The following is a 17,363-nucleotide window of genomic DNA, read 5'->3' as shown; positions in this document are numbered from 1 at the left end:
ACAAAAAAACATACAACACAGTCATTTTTATGAAATACCGCCCGCCATTTTTACCTTTTTAAGGACCAAACATTTTTACTAGTTTTCCTTCTCAGCTTTGTTCCTATATAGATACTTTTTTATAACTCGATGAAATACATAAAAAATAAAATTGGTAAAAAAAGATGATTTAAGTCCTTCGCCGGGGAGAATACAGTGAAGGTGTTCTTACAAAAAAGTTTAGCCACTTTATGTTTAATAATAATGACAGGCTTAAACTTAGCATTTGTAATAACAAACGATTTACAAAATCAAATTAACAGTGGATCACACCATTATTTCAGCACGGCATGCTGAGCGAAAATATCTTATTAAAATTTATAACACTTAAGGTATTTGATTTTACTATTTCAAGGAGAATAATAATGAAGTTGAATAAAACACTTTTAAGCTGCGCTGTTGCATTAGCAGTCGGTACCAGCTTTGCCTCACACGCAGATACACAAAACAAATCAGTGTCTAGCTCGCAACTAAGTACACAGGTATCTACAGAGAGTCTAGAAAACAGCTTAACCCTCAGCCAAACTTCAAATGAAAATAACGCGTTTCTTTATCAAGAAGGCGACAGCAACACCATGCTTGTTACCACCACAGGTAACAATAACGACACTGAAGTTGTGCAAAGCCAATTTGGTAATTATGCCGAAGTAACAACAACTGGCGATAACAACACGCAAGTGTACTCGCAAGATGGCGTTGCTAATGGGTTTATTTCTGAGGTAACAGGTAACAACAACATGTTATTTGTTAGCCAATTTGGCCAAGGCTTTTTCGTAAATAACGAAGCGATTAACATCGTAACCGGTGATGACAACCTTATTGATGTAGAGCAAGGTAGCGGCGGCCACTGGTTCTACAACATGGATATGCAAGGTAATGCAAATGAAATCATGTCTTTACAACAGGGTGAATGGCATGAAGCAGAAATCACCATGCTTTCAGGCGATGAAAATACACTTGATTTACTTCAAGACGGCTACTGGAATACCTTTAAAGTAAGTAGCTTACAAGGTAATGAAAATGAGCTTGAAGTTGAACAAAACGGCGACCGTAACGCTGTAGCATTTAGTTCAATTTCTGGTGATGCAAATGAAATTGAAATTGAGCAAGATGGCTTAACAAATGCAGTAACGTTTGCAGCTGTTGTTGGCGATGATAACCAAATAGATTTAGATCAAGAAGGTTCATTAAATACAATTGAATCAAACTTATTTGAAGGCGCAAATAACGAAGTGACAGCAACGCAAGTTGGCGCTGAAAACTTAATGACAGCCGATTTAATTGGCGATAACAACGAGCTAACTTCACTACAAAACGGTGACTTTAACGAATCTTACATGGGTGTAATTGGCTCTGATAATGAGTTTTCAACCTCTCAAGTTGGCGACTTAAACTCTGTTCACCTTGCTAACTTTAACGGTACAGGTAACGATGTTGATTTAGTTCAATCTGGTGATGAAAACGTCATGCTGGTGCAATCGTCGTACCCTGATGTATCGCTTACATCAAACAATAACGATATTGATATTGCCCAAAGTGGTGCTCAAAACGAGGCAGTTGTTACGCTTGCAGGTATTTTAGATAGTAACGATAACCAAATCGATATTGCGCAAGATGGCATGTTAAACCTAGTCGATATGATGGTTGAAGGTAGTAGCCACAGTATAGATATTTCACAAGAAGGTGAAGGTAACTGGGTAAGCGGCGTTGAGCAGTCAGCCTTTTTAGTGGGCGGTGAAAACGTATCGTTTACAGTTACTCAAGTAGGTAACGATAACCTTGTTGAAGGCTCAGTAATTGGCTACGACAGCACGGTTTCTGTTACGCAAATTGGTGATGGCAATACAGCAACAATTACGCAAATGTAATTATTGAGGTGGGGAGGTTAACCCTCCCCATTTTACTATGAAAAAAAATATTCACTTACGTTACTACCTACTGAGTTTTTTTCTGTTTTTTTCTTCGCTAAGCAATGCTGCGCAAGAACTAGAAATAGATGGCTTACTGCTTGATAGAAGCATTAGTCGTTTTGGCCATCAATTTTATTACGAATTTTCAAATTACTGGCGAGATCTCCCTTCAACCGCTGGTTTTAATATAGAAATAAGAGAAACAGTAATACCAAAAGCTGGCACAAAGCTTTCGCTAATTATGAATAACCAACTCGTGTATGTAACCTATTTAGGACGTAGATTAGCGCCCCTCGACGAACGCGTTGAGCAAGCTGTTTACACTGTAATAGACGCGATGGCACGCTCAAATATGGCAACATCGTCACCCGATATGGCAGTAAATGGATGGTAAAATGAAAAAAATAGCACTTATAATAATAACAACACTTAGTTTTTCAGCCTCGGCAACTGAAATAATTTATACCCCAATCAACCCAAGCTTTGGTGGTAACCCACTCAATGCCACTATGCTGCTTAGTAAAGCGCAAGCGCAAAACAAACACAAAGCCCCAACCATCGAAAAAGGCTACGCAGAGCAATTTCAAGACTCATTAGAGCGCACGTATTTAAACCGCATGGTAAGAGAAATTACCGATATGGCATTTGGCGAAGAAATTGAAGACAGCCTATTTGACCAAGACTCAATATTCATGAGTGGCGATTATCAAATAGAAGTCATCACCAGCACAACCGACACTATTACAGTAAAAATAACCAATATATTAGATGACTCTGTCGTGATAATCGAAGTTCCGAGGTTTGGATAATGCGCAAAATACTCATAACAATAACTCTATTAGCCATAACTGGTTGCTCAAGTATGGGAAACTTAATCCCTCCCTCACAGCAAGTCGCCACCACATTAGAACCCACTGAAATATTTAGTGATTTAAAAAACTTACCTAAACCTGTAGGCAGTATCCCTGTGTCTGTGTATTCGTTTAGAGATCAAACAGGCCAATACAAACCGCAAACTAATGTTAGCTCGTTTTCAACTGCAGTAACGCAAGGTGCTAACTCTATTTTAGTGCAAGCACTGCACGAGTCTGATTGGTTTACACCGGTTGAACGCGAAGGCTTACAAAATATTTTAACAGAGCGAAAAATTATTCGTGCAGGCCAATCTGATAACCCTAACCAACCAGATTTACCGCCCCTAACAACCGCTAAAATAATTTTAGAAGGCGGTATTATTAGCTACGATACCAATGTAAAAACAGGCGGTTTAGGAATGGAATACTTTGGTATTGGCGCCTCTGAGTTATACCGTGAAGATGCAATATCTATATATTTACGCGCAGTTGATGTTCGCACCGGCCAAGTATTACTTAGCGTAGCCACCAGTAAAAAAGTACTTAGCAAGGAAATGCGTGCAGGATTTTTTAGGTACGTAAGCTACAAACGCTTAGCCGAAGCCGAAGCCGGCTTTAGTGATAACGAACCGATGAGCATATGTGTAACCCAAGCCATTGAAAAAGCACTCACAGACTTAATTACAAAAGGAATTGATAGAGGCTTGTGGGCACAAAAAGCAGCGTAATACCAATGCGCAATAAAACTTAATTAAGCGAATTGGTATAAGGCTATAATTTAAAAACAAAAAAGGCTACATGATGTAGTCTTTTTTGTATGAGTGAATACAACAATCGTGTTTTAAAAAATTGCTATAACTACTTAGCCATAGGTAATAAAACCGATATGTAACGCTGAGCCCAATTTGCTAATTCAACACGGTTACGAGAATTGGTTTTTTTAAAGGCACTGTACAAATGCGTTTTAACGGTGTGGTCACTTATATTAAGTTTATCGGCAATGGCGTTATTGCTCGCCCCTTGAGCAATTAAGTGAATAACCGATTTTTCACGTTTAGTAAGGTGCGCATAATCCCCTTTTTTTAAGGTGATATCTTCTTGTAGGCTATTAAACGAAGAGGCAACCGAGAGAATATCTGAAAACGCTTTTGATATAACCTTTCGCGTAAACCATAACTCGCCTGAGGTTATTCTAACTAGCCCTTTAAAAATAGTTTCTGGTGCATCTGATTTATAAAACACACCATTGAAATGATTTAACAGTAGGTTTTTTTCGCACACGGCATTGGGCTCTACATTAAATAAGACAACTTTATGCTTTTTAGCGAGGCAAATTAAGTCGGCAGGCAGTAAATCTAACCAGTTATTTTTAGCGCCATCAATTAAAAATAAATCAAACTTGTCCCTTTTCTCGTTTTTAGGGATCACGTCGTCCATTTTAATATCGCCAAAAATGGCTTGCATGGTTTTTAATATAGTTGTGTAGCTTTCACAGTGAAAAGAAGATTGAAACGTGGTTTTTACAAAAACGGCGTGTGGTTGTAGCATAGATTTCGTCCTTGAAATGTTTACACCACACTACCGAATTTATTAATCACTTACAATGCACCTGGGCATTATTTATACACGGCATAAAACAATCACCAATAATATTTAATTAATAGTTACAATAACTTAATGAAAATTAGTGAATTATTTTCATATAAAACACTGCTCTGATCAGTCTTCACATAACGTATAAAAGCGTGAGGTAACCCCGTTAGTCCAGCCAAAACCTTGCTGTACTACGTATTCTCCGCCCCCTGCTTTTAATTGAGGCACGCACACATTGTATTTTTCTAGTAGGCACTGATTAACAGAAAAGTCGTTTTCTACCATTGTTAGCCAGTTTTGCATTATACGTTTACTAAGATCACTAAAACCGTAATTATTAAGCCCTTTAACAGCAAACCACTGCAGCGGAGCCCACCCATTAGGGCTATCCCATTGCTGTGATGTAGAGGTAACGGTAGTAACTATGCCACCAGCCTTTAAAAAGTCGCGGCTTAGTCGCTCGGCAATATGTTGAGCTTGTTGCTCAGACGCTAAGTTAAAAAATAATGCAGTACTGGCGGCAGCGCTTAACACCTTAGATTGACTCGCTTTGTGATGATTATAATCAACAAAAAAGTGTTGTTGCTCACTCCACATGTATTTATTAATCAGTGTGCGGCGAGCTGCTGCGTAGTCGCTAAATAAATCGGCTTGTTGGCTATTACCTAGCAGCTTATTAAACTTACTAAGCTGTTTTTCTAGGTTATAAAGCAAACAATTAAGATCAATGGGTAATATATCGGTCGTTTGTATAGAGCTAAGTGAATTAGGCTCAGCTAGCCAGCGAGAACTAAAGTCCCAGCCAGATTCACATGCAGCACGTATATGTCGATAAAAGTCGGGCTTTTTATGCTCAGCTAAGCCCTCTGCGAGTGCCAGATCTTCTCTCAGGGATTCTGCCCTAGGGGTTGCTTCATCGTCCCAATAACGATTTAACTTGCCACCGCATGGCATTTTTACAACTCGCCTTAGTGCCGTTTTCTCGTTAGTAAGCTCTTCTGCGCCTTGCATCCAAAACGCATACTCTTTTTCAAGTGCATCAACACATTTTTCAAGCCATGCTACATTATTGGTTTTACTGTGCTCGTGCTGCCATAGTAATTCAACCATAAGCGCTAAAATAGGTGGCTGTGAACGCGATAAGTAGTAACTGCGGTTGCCATTTGGAATACACCCATAATCGTTTATAAGGTCGATAAAGTTTTGCAGCATATCTTCAACAATCTCGGGTTTATTAGCATCAATTAAGCCAAGCGCTGTAAAGTAGCTATCCCAGTAGTATATTTCCTGAAAACGCCCACCAGGCACAATGTAGCTATGCTTTAATGCTAATAAAGAATCGGCTTTAGGTTTATCAGCCGCCCGTCTCAAACCATGCCACAAAGAGTTAATGTAGTGCTTAACACTTGCGGTATCTGGCTCACTTTGCATACGTAGTAAGGGGGTCGTAATAAAGTGAGCATTTACAAACTCTTTTAATTGGGCTTGATTAAGCGGTGCTACTTGCTCGTAGTGTTTACACGCACTTTGCCAGCTGGTTCGTGCAGTTGCATCTGCAAATGTTTTACAGTCATCAAAAATATGTTGGGTCTGTACATCTTTAAATAACTGGCTCTCAAAAAAATTCATAACAATCCTAAATCAATTATATGCTGGCAGCGTGCTGAGAAATGGCGCGAGTGCGCTGTTTAAAAATAATCACGCTTATAAAAATTAAGCTAATGGGAATTAACGACAGGTAAAATGCGTGTTGACCACTAAAATGCTCAAATACGTAGCCTGTGATCATTGAACCAGTTGTGCCTCCAAGTGCTGAAAACACAACGATTAACCCTGTCATGGCTGCATGCTGGTGCTTTTCTAATGCGCTGAGCATTACCGAATTTAACACTGGATAAATTGGCGCCATAAAAAAACCAATGAGGGGCAAAACAAATGCAGCTAGTGGTGCATCAAATAGGCTAGTGATTGCTGTATTAGGTAGGTTTTCAGTTAGGGGTAACGTTATAATAATAAGTAATGCCATGGCGACTAAGCATCCACCCAGTACAAAAAACCAATTAATGTGTTTCAGTACCTGCCCCGCAACTAATCGACCAAACGCTAACGCCGCTGCAAAAATACTCGCTAACTGAATACTTATAGCCACAGGCAGTTGTAAAACTTGGTTATTAAAGGTTGGCAGCCAAGTACCTACACCTTGTTCAATAAGGACATATAAAAATGCACTTATAATAAAAATAAGCACCAAGGGCTGATACGTTAATTTAAGCATGGCTATAAAGTCACTCAAACTAGAGTCAGTTTTATTTTTATCGATTGCAGGCGCAATCGGTGCAATAACAACACTTAGTAATACAATTAAAGTAAGCGCAGCTAACGCGTAATAAACATTGAGCCACGCATTGCTTTGGCTTGGGTCTATAAAGGCGGTAAAAATCCAATAACCACTTAATACACCCACCATAAAAATGCCTTCGATGGTGTTTAAAAGTGACGAGTGACTATTCGCATCTTCGGTTACTTGGCCAATAATCGAATAAACAGAAACTTTGACTACCGCAAAGCCACAGCCTATCACTGCAAATAGCACTTTAAACATATAAAATTCGCTGATCAGTGCGGTGCTTAAGCACGCTAATGCAACGACCGCTAAAGCCCCTAACATTGCGAGCTTATACCCTAATCTAGGAATGAACGAGGCAACAACAAAAGACATTATCGCAATTGATAAGTCTTTAAACCCTTCCAAAACAGACGCCTCAGTTTTGCTAACGCCCAGTGTATTTATTGCCTGCAAAATGACTGTTCCTACGCTATTTAATAATATTGCGAAAATAAAATAGCTTGCAGCAATTGCTAGTGTGATTTTTGTTTTACTCATAGCTTGCCTTACTTATAACGCAGTGCGCCATAATGATTAAAGCTAACACCTTTGGGTAATTAGCGTGTGTGTTTGTGTCAGTGAACGTTGAGTTTAGTGTAGAATAAAAATCAATGCAATCGTTTGCATTTTAAGTTTTAAAATTTGTATCTACCATTCATAAATCAGCGTTTACTCGATTGGCGAGTTATTAATTCTATATCAATAACTTGAGATTCAACTTTTTGACCCATAAATTGTTGCATAAGCTTTTTAACTAAAAGTTCAGCCGCTAATTGAGTATTTTGTTTAATTGTTGAAAGCGACGGATGGCTAATATCTGCCATTGCTATATCGTCAAAGCCCACCAATGCAACATCATTAGGGATACTGACATAGCGCTCTTTTAACGCCTTCATTGCACCTAAGGCAACCATGTCGCTACAAGCCATTATTGCATCAAAGTAGAGCCCTTTTTCGCGTAATAGACTATTAATTTCTTGATACGCCGAACTACTAGTAATATCAATAGAAACAACGTGCTGCTCTAGTTTATGCGTAGATAGCGCAGCCACATAACCGCGGTGTCTTTCGCTAATTTCACCGTGCTCTGGGTCGCCTAAAAATAAAATATTTTTTGCACCGTGTTCGATTAAGTGCGCAGTGGCTTGCATTCCACCTAGGTAGTTATCACTGCCTACAATAGGGTAATTACTGGGTGTTTTAGGGTCTCCCCACACAACCAAAGGGATCCCCGCTTTAGCAGCCGCCTCTATATTGCGCTGATCTTTACCTTGCCCAACCACAATAATACCATCGGCCCTTCGACCATTAATAAAGTAATTAGCCCAATCGTGCTGTGCCATTATTGAATTAGACAATAAAAGCTCTAGCCCTTGTTGATTAAGTGCAAGATTAATTTCGCTAACCACTTTAAGTAAAAATGGATCGCTAATCGATTGTTCGGTTTGTTCATCTAAGTTAATGATAACAGCAACAACATTTGTTTTTTGCGTTCGCAAGCGGCTTGCAGCGGTGTTTAAACTAAAATTATGCTCTTTAGCGAGTTGTTTTAATTTATCGCGTGTTTCTTGTTTTATTAACGGGTTGTCATTTAAAGCACGCGAAACCGTAGAGGTAGACACCCCTGCCAGCTTTGCTAAATCAGCTAATTTTATTTTTTTGTTATCCATGAAAACCCTGAGCCGCGTTGTATTAACTAATGTTTAATGTAACTAGCTGACAATATAGCATTATTAATTTTTTCTGGCTTGCCTCACAGGCTAAAAAAGCCATACCTAGGCTTTTACGCTCAATATTTCTACAAATATAATTCATAAATAATTTACAAATAAATATTGCAAACGTTTGCATTAATCTTTAAGGTTTCATCATATACAGCCTGTTTACATAAAAACTTTGTATACAGCGCAGTAAAAAACACACTGTTTAACACACTAAAAACGGGATCACACATGACATTCAATAAAGCAAAAAGTACATTAGCGTGCGCTATAACTTTAGCCTTGAGCTCACACGCCACCTTTGCACAAGAGCAAGCACAAGAAACCAAGGTAGAGCGAATTGTTGTTTCGGGCACGCCTACCGGGGTCGGCATCAGAAAAATAGATGCAGGCTACGCTGTTACAAATATTGATAGCCAACAAATTATTAAACTTTCACCTAAAAGCACTGCCGATCTGTTTAAAGCCGTACCTGGGGTTTGGGTAGAAAGCTCAGGGGGTGAATCTGGTGCCAATGTATTTGTACGTGGTTTTCCTGGCGGCGGTGACGCCCCATTTTTAACACTAAGTATTGAAGGGTCACCCGTTTACCCAGCCCCTACATTATCGTTTTTAGAAAACTCTTCACTTTTTAGAATTGATGAAACGATTGAGACCATGGAGGCTTTACGCGGTGGGCCGAACCCTGTTTTATCAAACGGCCAACCGGGTTTAACAACTAACTTTAGGCTAAAGCGCGGTGGTGAAGACACCGAAGGCTTATTTAAATACACAACATCTGATTACGACCTACAACGAGTAGATGCTGTTATTAGTGGTGAAATTACTGACGATTTATACTTTATGGTTGGCGGGTATGTAAAAAGCTCTCCGGGTATTCGTGATGCAGGTTTTACCTCTGAGAAAGGCAGCCAATTTACCATTAATATCACTAAAGATTTAGATAACGGCGAGCTTAATTTTTATACCCGTCAAACAGATGACCATGGTGCATGGTACTTACCTACCCCCCTTAATATTGAAGGGATTGACGCAGAATATACTCAACTTGGCACATTAAACCGCCAAGCAACAATATTCACAGGCCCTGATGCACAAGCACATGATATTGACTTAGGGGATGGCCGAGGTTGGGACGGCCACGTAACAGGCGGTAGCATTAAACTAGATCTTGATAATGGTTGGCAATTTTCTGACCGCTTTAATATAACTAAAGGGGATGCCAATACATACGGGTTGGTGCCAAGTGGCTCAGCAACCACGGTTGGTGCAGTTGCCGATAACGGGCAAACCGCATTTGGTGCAGTAACCAATACTGAGTACGCAAGCGACACCCCAATACAACAACTTGGCCGCTGGGTTGTTTTAAAAGAAATTAGCTCATTTACAAACGATTTAGCGTTTTCAAAGCAATTTGATGATTTATCAGCCACGTTTGGTTACTACACAGCCAGTACATCGGCAAACGATTGGTGGAGTTTAGGTAATACGGCTTACCACGTACTAGAAGCAGGCGGCGAGTCGCTAACTGGCATTGAGTGTAATCAAAGCACTGATGGCTGCGATTTTAACTACGATATTAGCTCAACAGGTGATGCGCGCACCCATGCGTTTTATGTAACAGCTCAATACAAATTTGCCGAGGACTTTACCTTAGATGCAGGCGTGCGCCACGAAAGTCATGAAGTAGAATACAGTGTTGATGAAGACCTTGATGGAATTATTACCAAAACAGTTAACTATGATGAAAGTAAAACATCGTGGACAACGGGGATTAACTATTCAATAAACGATGACATGGGTGTATTTGCACGCGTAAACCGTGGTTATAAAATGCCTTACTTTGACGACTTTAGAGATAACTTTAGCGCTTATGAAGGCGGCGAAAAGCTAATTAAAGAAGTAACCCAAGGCGAATTTGGCTACAAGCTAATTTCTGACTCTACAGACTTTTACGCTACCTTGTTTGTTAACGAAGTAAAGGGCGATACATTTGTACGCCGCCCAGGTGTACCTGCAGAAATTTTAACAAACGAAGCGTACGGTGTTGAGCTTGATTATAACTTTAATCATCAGTCGGGTTTTTCGGTTAATTTAAATACCACACTACAAGAAACCGAAATAACGCAAAGCCCAACCAATGAAGGAAATGAATCTCAGCGTCAGCCAAAGTGGCAAGTGCGTATCACACCTAGCTACGACTTTGAGCTACAAGGTATGTATGCCACGTTATATGGCACACTGTCGGCTGTTGATGACCGCTTTGGTAACAACGAAAACACGGTGACTCTTGATGGCTACGAAAAAGTAGACTTAGGCCTAATTTTAGAACCTATGGAAGGCATAAAACTACAACTGGCCATTGATAACTTAACGGATGAGCAAGGTATAACAGAGGGCGACCCACGTAATGCCGATGCCCCAAATGGCCGCTATATTATGCCACGCACTACGCGCTTTAGTGTAAGTTATGCGTTTTAAACACACTTAATACTAAAGGGAGCTTGGCTCCCTTTATTTTATTTTTTCGTTTAGTTTATTAAGCGCCTCTACCGAAAAGCCCCTATCGTAAAAATGTAAAATTTTACCTTTGCTATCTATTAAAACAACGCGAGTATTGTTTGGGTTTTTATTACCTGTAAATTTTTGCACAGTGTCACCATCTTCATAAATAGTGATTACCCCGCCCCACAGCTCTTTTGGTATACCCTTGCGCATACCGCTGTCTATAAATGTACTAAACATACGCGGGGCCATACCTGCTATGGTAGGCAGTTCGTAAGTGGGTAATGTAACCCCTGTCATGTCTAAGCCAATTAACCAACGGTCTATGTCAAATTGGCTATCTTGTTTATAGCCAATGAGTAACAAGGTTTTATCGGCTTTAAAATTACTCGGTATGGTTACGCTTTTCTCATCTAGGCTTTGGCCGCTAATGGTAGGAAACTGCTTACCGGTAATTTGCTGATTTGGGTATTGAGCTGAGCACGCACTAAGCATTAACACCATAAATGCGCTGGCTATTATTTTAATCATTTTAAAACCTTACACTGTTATAAATATCATACTAATACGTGTATGAGGTAAAACACGTTTAAACCGTTTGCAATTTTAAATACGCTTTAAACTCTCGAAGTGCCATGGGCTTGGCATATTTCCAGCCTTGGCCATAATGTACGCCAGCTTGTTTTAGTATGGCTTCTTGCTCATTTGTTTCTATGCCTTCTGCTACACAGGTGTAGTTAAACTTACGTACCAACGCCATAATATTAGGGATCATTGATGCCTTTAAGCCTTGTGTTGTTATATCTTGTACAAAAGTGCGGTCAATTTTAAGCTGATGAAAGCTCAAGTTTTGTAGATTTTTTAAGTTAGAGTAACCCGTACCAAAATCATCTATCGATAAATTAAAGCCCGCCTCAACCAGCCTTTTAAAGTGGGTATGGGCAACTGTTGAGTCTAAGTATTCGTCTTCTGTTATTTCTAAACAAATAATAAAGCGCGAATCGGTGAGTGCAGGTATGCCTTTTAAAAGCGCAATATTGCCTGTTTCTACATCATAGGGAAAAATATTAATAGAAATTTTAAAATTGCGCGGTAATGCCTCAACGGTGGTTAGCTCATAAAGTACTTTTTCAATCATGGCTTGGGTAAAGCGCCACGTTAAATTGGTTTTTCTTATAATAGGAATAAATTGATCAGGAAATAAAACCCCGTATTTATCTTCAAAACGGGCTAACGCCTCACAGCCAACCACTTTACCCGTTTGCAAACAAATAATGGGTTGGTAGGTCCAATAAAATGAGCCTTTTTTAAGGCCTTTGCGCACACGCGTGATAGTTGAGCGCCTAGCCGCTAAGCTATAGTCAATTAACAGTCCACTCGATACACCCGCTAACGAAATTAAAATAAGCGAAATAATCAATAAAAATTGATTATCAGCAAAAAATTGGCTCCACGGAAGTTGTGCGGCTGCGCAGTACTCGGGGTTATTAGTACTGCATTTAATAATTGATTCATAAGGTAAAAATGAGTGATTTTTTACCTGCTCATAAACCCCTTTAGCCCCTGCTAAATGAAACGTCTCGCGCGTGTTTTTATAAAGTACTTCCCACTGAGGAGAAACAATTACTTTATCGTTAAAAGCACGCGTATCGACTATTAAATTGTAATTACCTTGCCTTACAATTATCACTTCCATTGCTCGGCCACTAAACAAAAGCAAATACAATTGCGGTTCGTACCTTACGCGCACAGGTTTATTATCGTATTTATCAATTCGAATATAGTCGGGAGGATTATCGGTAATTGTAGCTGCCAGCTTTCCAGCACCGGTGGTGCAAACCAGCTCATTATTTGTAAAAAAACCAATATCTATCACGTATTGTGCATCAAACAACGCGCGGCGCATTTCTATCAATGTATTGTTATTACATTGTTTAGCGTTTGCGTTATTTAGGCGGGTTAAAATTTTTCTACGTTCTGTTGCGGCAGCATCTATGTGTTGAACAATATAATTTGAATCTCGCGCTAACTGCCTACTTAGCTTTTGTGCAGCAAAGTACATCAGTGTGCTAGCACATATAATAAAAACCACGACACCGCTTAATACTGCAATTAAAGACCTACGTTGATATTGTTTCATAACACCTTTTTAAAGAAGCTGTGTGTGAGTCAGGTGCAATAATAATTGCATATCTGGGCATAAAAGCAATCAAGCTTGTAAAATAATTAAAGCAAATTACGTTTTTAATTTATTGATTTGTTTGCATTATAATTGCAAAACCAGGTGGCTGAGTATATCGCTAAGCTGCTTATGGCCTTGGCTATTTAAATGTATACCATCACTCCCTAGGGGGGCGTTAAGGTGTGATATATCAACGTAATTAAGCGCGTGCTCGTGTGCTACACGTTTAAAGAGAGCGTTTAAGGGTTGTAATTTTTGATTATAGTTTAAATAAATACGGCTTAACCCATGCTGAGGGTTAATAAATAAAGGACCAATAACAATTATGTTCGGTAAATTAGCAGGCGAGTAAAATTGTTTAATAGAGCCAATAAAATGCGTAAGGCCGGTGGCTATATCTGTTGGGGCTAAGTTAAAACGCTTTTTTAAATCGTTAGTGCCAAGTGCAATAATGAGCGTGTGTAAAGCGTGTTGCTGCAAATCGGGTTTTAAATAGCGAATACCATCAAGCTCCCCCGTAAAAGGCGGGTTATTCACAAGCGTACGGTTTGGCTGCCCCGACTCTATTACGCTAAAGCCGCTGCCTAGCTGTTGCTGTAACCGCGCGGTCCAACGGGTCTTTTCATCATAGCGCTTACCTGTTTCGGGATTTAAACCCCACGTATTAGAGTCGCCAAAGCAGAGTATATTTTTTGTTATTTGCGTCATTAAAATGGGTTAAGTGTATAGCCTTGTTGTTGAAGTTGTGCGTGCGCGGTCATCGCAGAAAGCGACATTTTCACGCCATCAATGAGCAATTCAGGCGTTACTTTAAAGTGAGTTGCCGATTGCCCGCACACATACACCTGAGTGTTATTAGCAAGTAGCTGCTTGATTAAAGAGTGGTTTTTATTGTCAGCACTAAAGCGTTTTTTATATTCGCTATTAGCTAACACATCAACACTCGCGCTGCCGTGCACAACTAATGCAAGTTGAATGTTTTTAAGCTTTACACCATGCGCTACATGCATATTAATAAAACGCGCTAACGAATTTATTGAGTTATTTTGCTCGCCTTTTTTAGCGCCATCGGCAACATCAAATGCTATTTTAAATACCGTAGAGCTATTAATTTTGTCATGCTTTGGTACATTATAATAATTACCAAACCCGTTAATTGGTTGCTCATTAGCATTAATAAACGGGCTAAAAAGCAGCACTAACCCTAGTAAATATTTCATAAAACAATCCTGTGTTTTTAAGCGTATTACTAAACTACCAGAGACAACCAAAAAAGGCTGCAATTTAAGCAACCTTTTGGGTACTTTTATGGTGATGATTAATAAACTGCATACCTAAATAACTAAACGTATTTTTAAATTGCTCTACAAAACACGCCGGCGCTTCACTTGATGACGCATTAGAAAGCACTGAAAAATGCTTACTACGCAGCGTTCGTAACTTTGGTTTTAATGCTTCATCGTCCATGTAGTCGGTTATTCTATCAATAAATAATTTCATTTGTACCGTGGTGCTGTACCAATAAACGGGTGAGGCAAACACCCAGTGGTCATACTTTAGCAGTGCTTCAAATACAGCGTAAAAATCATCGTTTTTATAGTTTTTGTTATAACAGTACGGCGCTATTTTATAATCATCTAAACATATTATCCTTACATCGTTTTGCTCAGCAAAGCTGTTAACGTGTGCCTGCGTATTACCATTTTTACGTGCGCTTGAATAAATAATAACAGTACTACGCTCATTTTTTTGTTGCATTTAGTTAGCTCCTTTTTTAATGTTGAAAGAAGCTTAAAACCTCAAGTTATATTGAGGTCAACCGGGAATTTAAAACAATGCCAATAGATCAAAAAAAACTAACCGAGGCTAACCTAACCGTAGGTTATGTCGCTAAGCGCAGCGGCGTAAAAGTATCAACCCTACACTTTTACGAAACAAAAGGACTCATACGTAGTTGGCGAAATAGCGGCAACCAACGCCGCTATAAAAAAGATGTGCTGCGCCGTATAGCGGTAATAAAAGCCGCACAAGCCATGGGAATAACGCTTGATGAAATTAAACACACCCTGGCCACATTACCAGAGCAGCGCACTCCCACACAAAAAGACTGGTCAGCCCTTTCAAAGCAATGGCAAGCACAGCTTGATGAGCGCATAGCGTATATGCAGCGCCTACGCGACCGCGTAGATGGCTGTATTGGTTGTGGGTGTTTATCTATGAGTAAGTGCCCTATGTATAACAAAAACGACCACTTAGGCGAAAACCAAAGTGGTGCTATTTTGTTAGAGCGAGATTGAGATTTAAATTAAGGTTAGTCTAGGCCGCTAAGCCCTTCTCTTGCAGCTCTGTATAAAGCGCCTAGGGTTGAGTCGAAAACAGATTTTATAAAGCTATAAGTCAGCTCCACCGCTTTACTAATTACTTTGCCTGCAAACACTAACATATGCCCTAATAAACCTAAGGTTTGTGTTGCAAACGAGGCTGACGCTTTAGCTATTTTATCAAGCGTTCGCGCCAACATATCGTAAAAAGTGAGCCCAGTACCAATAGCTGCTTGGGCAGCAACTGCGCTGTAATAGCCTGCATCTTTTAAAAGGGTAATTAATGCAGCACCTAGTTTATCTGCCCAATGTGAGGTAAATGATGCTTGATTTCTGTCTTCAAATTTTAAACGCACAGGCATGTTTAAAAAGTGATTAGCTTGTATAGTTAAGTTGTTCCAATTATTGCTATTGGCAGTGTTTAAGTAGCCAGGCGTACCAGCAAGAGTATGAGCAGCACCTTTTAAACCTTGTCCACTATCTAAACGTATTTCTTGGCCATTGTGCGGAGCATGCGAAAAAGGCCATAAAGGCACTTTAGCCACTGGGTCAGCCCCATGTGTACAGCGATAAATTTTATCGATTCTAGATGTTGCTGCGCGAGAAAAGTTTTCAAGCCCAACACGTGGCGAACCAAACGTATATAATTTTACAGGAAGTGAATACTCAGCTTTGATCCAATCAGCAGAAAGCGTCGCTAACGCACCACCCAAGCTGTGGCCAACTAAATGAACGCAACCAGTCACTTTATCTTGAATATTCGCTGCTATAAACTCTTGCAGCGCAGGCTTCATACTATAAAAAGTCTTATTAAAACCAGCATGCACCATACTGCCATTTGACCCACCACTCACACCAAAGTGCCCATCGGTTAATCCATCTCTTAGCGAGTTAGTCCCCCGAATAGTTATAACCGAATCGCCCTCATACGCGCCAAGCCCATGCCCTACTAAAGCAAAGCCCGTGCTTAAATTAAATAAATGAGAAAAAAAGCTGCCCGTTATCCCTTGTACTGCGCCAGGGTTAACAGAAAAGTTAAAATTGTCGCGCAAAGAGGCATGAAGTGTGCGATTGAGTAAATTAGTGGTTTTAATACTTTTTGCTTTATAAGCAAGGTTTGCTAATTGTACGGCTTGAGTGGGTGTCAAAGTATTCATATAAGTTCCCTTTAAATAAATAGTTAAAGTTTACATGATGTGTATATCGCAAAAGTGTGGCTTGTATCTTCTTTAATTGGAATATCGTAAGTTTGTGGCTCTTGGCCAATATCACACTCTAAGTGTGCAAGAAGCGCTTTGAGTGTATCGCTATCTTCATGAATTGAAACAAGTGTGTACCACAAAACAATCCCTTCTGGCGTGCCGTTTTCTAAATAAATATGTTGAACCAACGAGTCGTTATCAAACATATTAGAAGGTTTACCTGTTTTTATTGTTTTTTCTGTGAAGGTAAAATAACCCTGTTCATCTGTTGTGGTTTCATCAACGTATTCATCGCCATAGGTAAGTGAGCGCATCACTTTAGTGTTTGCAACTGGCTGCCCATTATCTAATAACTGCCCTTTTACTGGAGCCGATAAATAAAATTCTTGTTTATTAAAAAAGCCAAACATATCTGCACAAGCCTGTGATGTAGTAAAAAAAACAACGGCAATAGAGACTATTACCAATACAAAAATTTTTAAGCGCGATAAAAACAAAGCAAACTCTCTCCCAAGGCCTAGCTATAAACTACTTAATATATATGGCTAATTAATTACACCAGCCATATTTATGCTGAAAAAGTAGGGGTCTAATTAGGTACAATTATACTGCATGTTTTTTAATCAAAAAACAATCACTAATCTAATTAT

The 17,363-nt window shown here is 39.5% G+C and carries 16 protein-coding genes and 1 pseudogene; 6 read left to right on the top strand and 11 right to left on the bottom strand.

Annotated elements, in window-relative coordinates; translation table 11 throughout:
- Positions 1-404: 404 nt before the first annotated feature.
- From OIZ54_RS03185 to OIZ54_RS03170, 4 genes are read left to right on the top strand one after another with little or no spacing between them, the layout of a single operon-like run.
- Positions 405-1,907, top strand: a complete 1,503-nt coding sequence (locus tag OIZ54_RS03185) for a curlin (protein ID WP_264389697.1) — start codon at positions 405-407, stop codon at positions 1,905-1,907.
- 37 nt (positions 1,908-1,944) lie between these two features.
- Positions 1,945-2,343, top strand: a complete 399-nt coding sequence (locus OIZ54_RS03180; RefSeq protein WP_126009353.1) for a curli production assembly/transport protein CsgE — start codon at positions 1,945-1,947, stop codon at positions 2,341-2,343.
- Positions 2,333-2,758, top strand: coding sequence for a curli assembly protein CsgF (locus OIZ54_RS03175; RefSeq protein WP_004587047.1), 426 nt, complete (start codon positions 2,333-2,335; stop codon positions 2,756-2,758). The genes OIZ54_RS03180 and OIZ54_RS03175 overlap by 11 nt, the downstream gene beginning before the upstream one ends.
- Positions 2,758-3,531, top strand: coding sequence for a CsgG/HfaB family protein (locus tag OIZ54_RS03170; RefSeq protein WP_264389695.1), 774 nt, complete (start codon positions 2,758-2,760; stop codon positions 3,529-3,531). The genes OIZ54_RS03175 and OIZ54_RS03170 overlap by 1 nt, the downstream gene beginning before the upstream one ends.
- A gap of 130 nt (positions 3,532-3,661) precedes the next feature.
- On the opposite strand, the gene OIZ54_RS03165 is transcribed toward OIZ54_RS03170, so the two are convergent.
- From OIZ54_RS03165 to OIZ54_RS03150, 4 genes and pseudogenes are all read right to left on the bottom strand, one after another.
- Positions 3,662-4,351 (bottom strand): response regulator transcription factor, encoded by a 690-nt coding sequence (locus OIZ54_RS03165; RefSeq protein ID WP_096042767.1) that lies wholly within the window; start codon positions 4,349-4,351, stop codon positions 3,662-3,664.
- Positions 4,352-4,522: 171 nt separating this feature from the next.
- Complete coding sequence (treF, locus tag OIZ54_RS03160) at positions 4,523-6,025, bottom strand: alpha,alpha-trehalase TreF (protein ID WP_264389694.1); 1,503 nt, start codon at positions 6,023-6,025, stop codon at positions 4,523-4,525.
- Positions 6,026-6,041: 16 nt separating this feature from the next.
- Entirely contained in the window at positions 6,042-7,280 is a 1,239-nt protein-coding gene (locus OIZ54_RS03155) for an MFS transporter (RefSeq protein WP_264389693.1), read from the bottom strand.
- A gap of 164 nt (positions 7,281-7,444) precedes the next feature.
- A pseudogene (locus OIZ54_RS03150) lies at positions 7,445-8,455 on the bottom strand (LacI family DNA-binding transcriptional regulator); the annotation flags it as partial.
- A gap of 279 nt (positions 8,456-8,734) precedes the next feature.
- On the opposite strand from OIZ54_RS03150, the gene OIZ54_RS03145 reads away from it, so the two are divergent.
- The gene (locus OIZ54_RS03145) at positions 8,735-10,984 is read left to right on the top strand and encodes a TonB-dependent receptor (protein ID WP_264389692.1); all 2,250 of its coding nucleotides are present in this window, start codon (positions 8,735-8,737) and stop codon (positions 10,982-10,984) included.
- Positions 10,985-11,017: 33 nt separating this feature from the next.
- Here the strand turns inward: OIZ54_RS03145 and OIZ54_RS03140 are convergent, their stop codons facing one another.
- The 5 genes from OIZ54_RS03140 to OIZ54_RS03120 all read right to left on the bottom strand — a co-directional run bounded on the left by OIZ54_RS03140 (position 11,018) and on the right by OIZ54_RS03120 (position 14,948).
- Complete coding sequence (locus OIZ54_RS03140) at positions 11,018-11,539, bottom strand: hypothetical protein (RefSeq protein ID WP_054981684.1); 522 nt, start codon at positions 11,537-11,539, stop codon at positions 11,018-11,020.
- Between the two features lie 58 nt (positions 11,540-11,597).
- A complete protein-coding gene (locus OIZ54_RS03135) occupies positions 11,598-13,148 on the bottom strand; it encodes an EAL domain-containing protein (protein ID WP_264389691.1) in 1,551 nt (516 codons plus the stop codon).
- 126 nt (positions 13,149-13,274) lie between these two features.
- Positions 13,275-13,898 (bottom strand): GDSL-type esterase/lipase family protein, encoded by a 624-nt coding sequence (locus OIZ54_RS03130; protein WP_264389690.1) that lies wholly within the window; start codon positions 13,896-13,898, stop codon positions 13,275-13,277.
- Positions 13,898-14,410, bottom strand: coding sequence for a DsrE family protein (locus OIZ54_RS03125; protein WP_264389689.1), 513 nt, complete (start codon positions 14,408-14,410; stop codon positions 13,898-13,900). Before OIZ54_RS03125 ends, OIZ54_RS03130 begins: the two co-directional genes overlap by 1 nt.
- A gap of 64 nt (positions 14,411-14,474) precedes the next feature.
- Positions 14,475-14,948: a flavodoxin family protein gene (locus OIZ54_RS03120; RefSeq protein ID WP_029773641.1), complete on the bottom strand. Its 474-nt coding sequence runs from the start codon at positions 14,946-14,948 to the stop codon at positions 14,475-14,477.
- Between the two features lie 77 nt (positions 14,949-15,025).
- Here OIZ54_RS03120 and soxR point away from each other — a divergent pair, with 77 nt between their 5' ends.
- Positions 15,026-15,487 (top strand): redox-sensitive transcriptional activator SoxR, encoded by a 462-nt coding sequence (gene soxR, locus OIZ54_RS03115; RefSeq protein ID WP_024032854.1) that lies wholly within the window; start codon positions 15,026-15,028, stop codon positions 15,485-15,487.
- Between the two features lie 14 nt (positions 15,488-15,501).
- Here soxR and OIZ54_RS03110 read toward each other — a convergent pair whose 3' ends face one another.
- Together OIZ54_RS03110 and OIZ54_RS03105 are read right to left on the bottom strand one after the other, a co-directional pair.
- Positions 15,502-16,668 (bottom strand): lipase family protein, encoded by a 1,167-nt coding sequence (locus OIZ54_RS03110; protein WP_154945732.1) that lies wholly within the window; start codon positions 16,666-16,668, stop codon positions 15,502-15,504.
- A gap of 23 nt (positions 16,669-16,691) precedes the next feature.
- Positions 16,692-17,123: a DUF4198 domain-containing protein gene (locus OIZ54_RS03105; RefSeq protein WP_264389688.1), complete on the bottom strand. Its 432-nt coding sequence runs from the start codon at positions 17,121-17,123 to the stop codon at positions 16,692-16,694.
- Positions 17,124-17,363: the final 240 nt, after the last annotated feature.

Origin of the sequence: Pseudoalteromonas sp. A3 (assembly GCF_025942345.1) — a bacterium.
In the GTDB taxonomy this organism is placed as follows: Bacteria; Pseudomonadota; Gammaproteobacteria; order Enterobacterales; family Alteromonadaceae; genus Pseudoalteromonas; species Pseudoalteromonas atlantica.
Note: the sequence above shows the minus strand (reverse complement) of the source record. Positions and strands in the feature narration are given on the sequence as shown.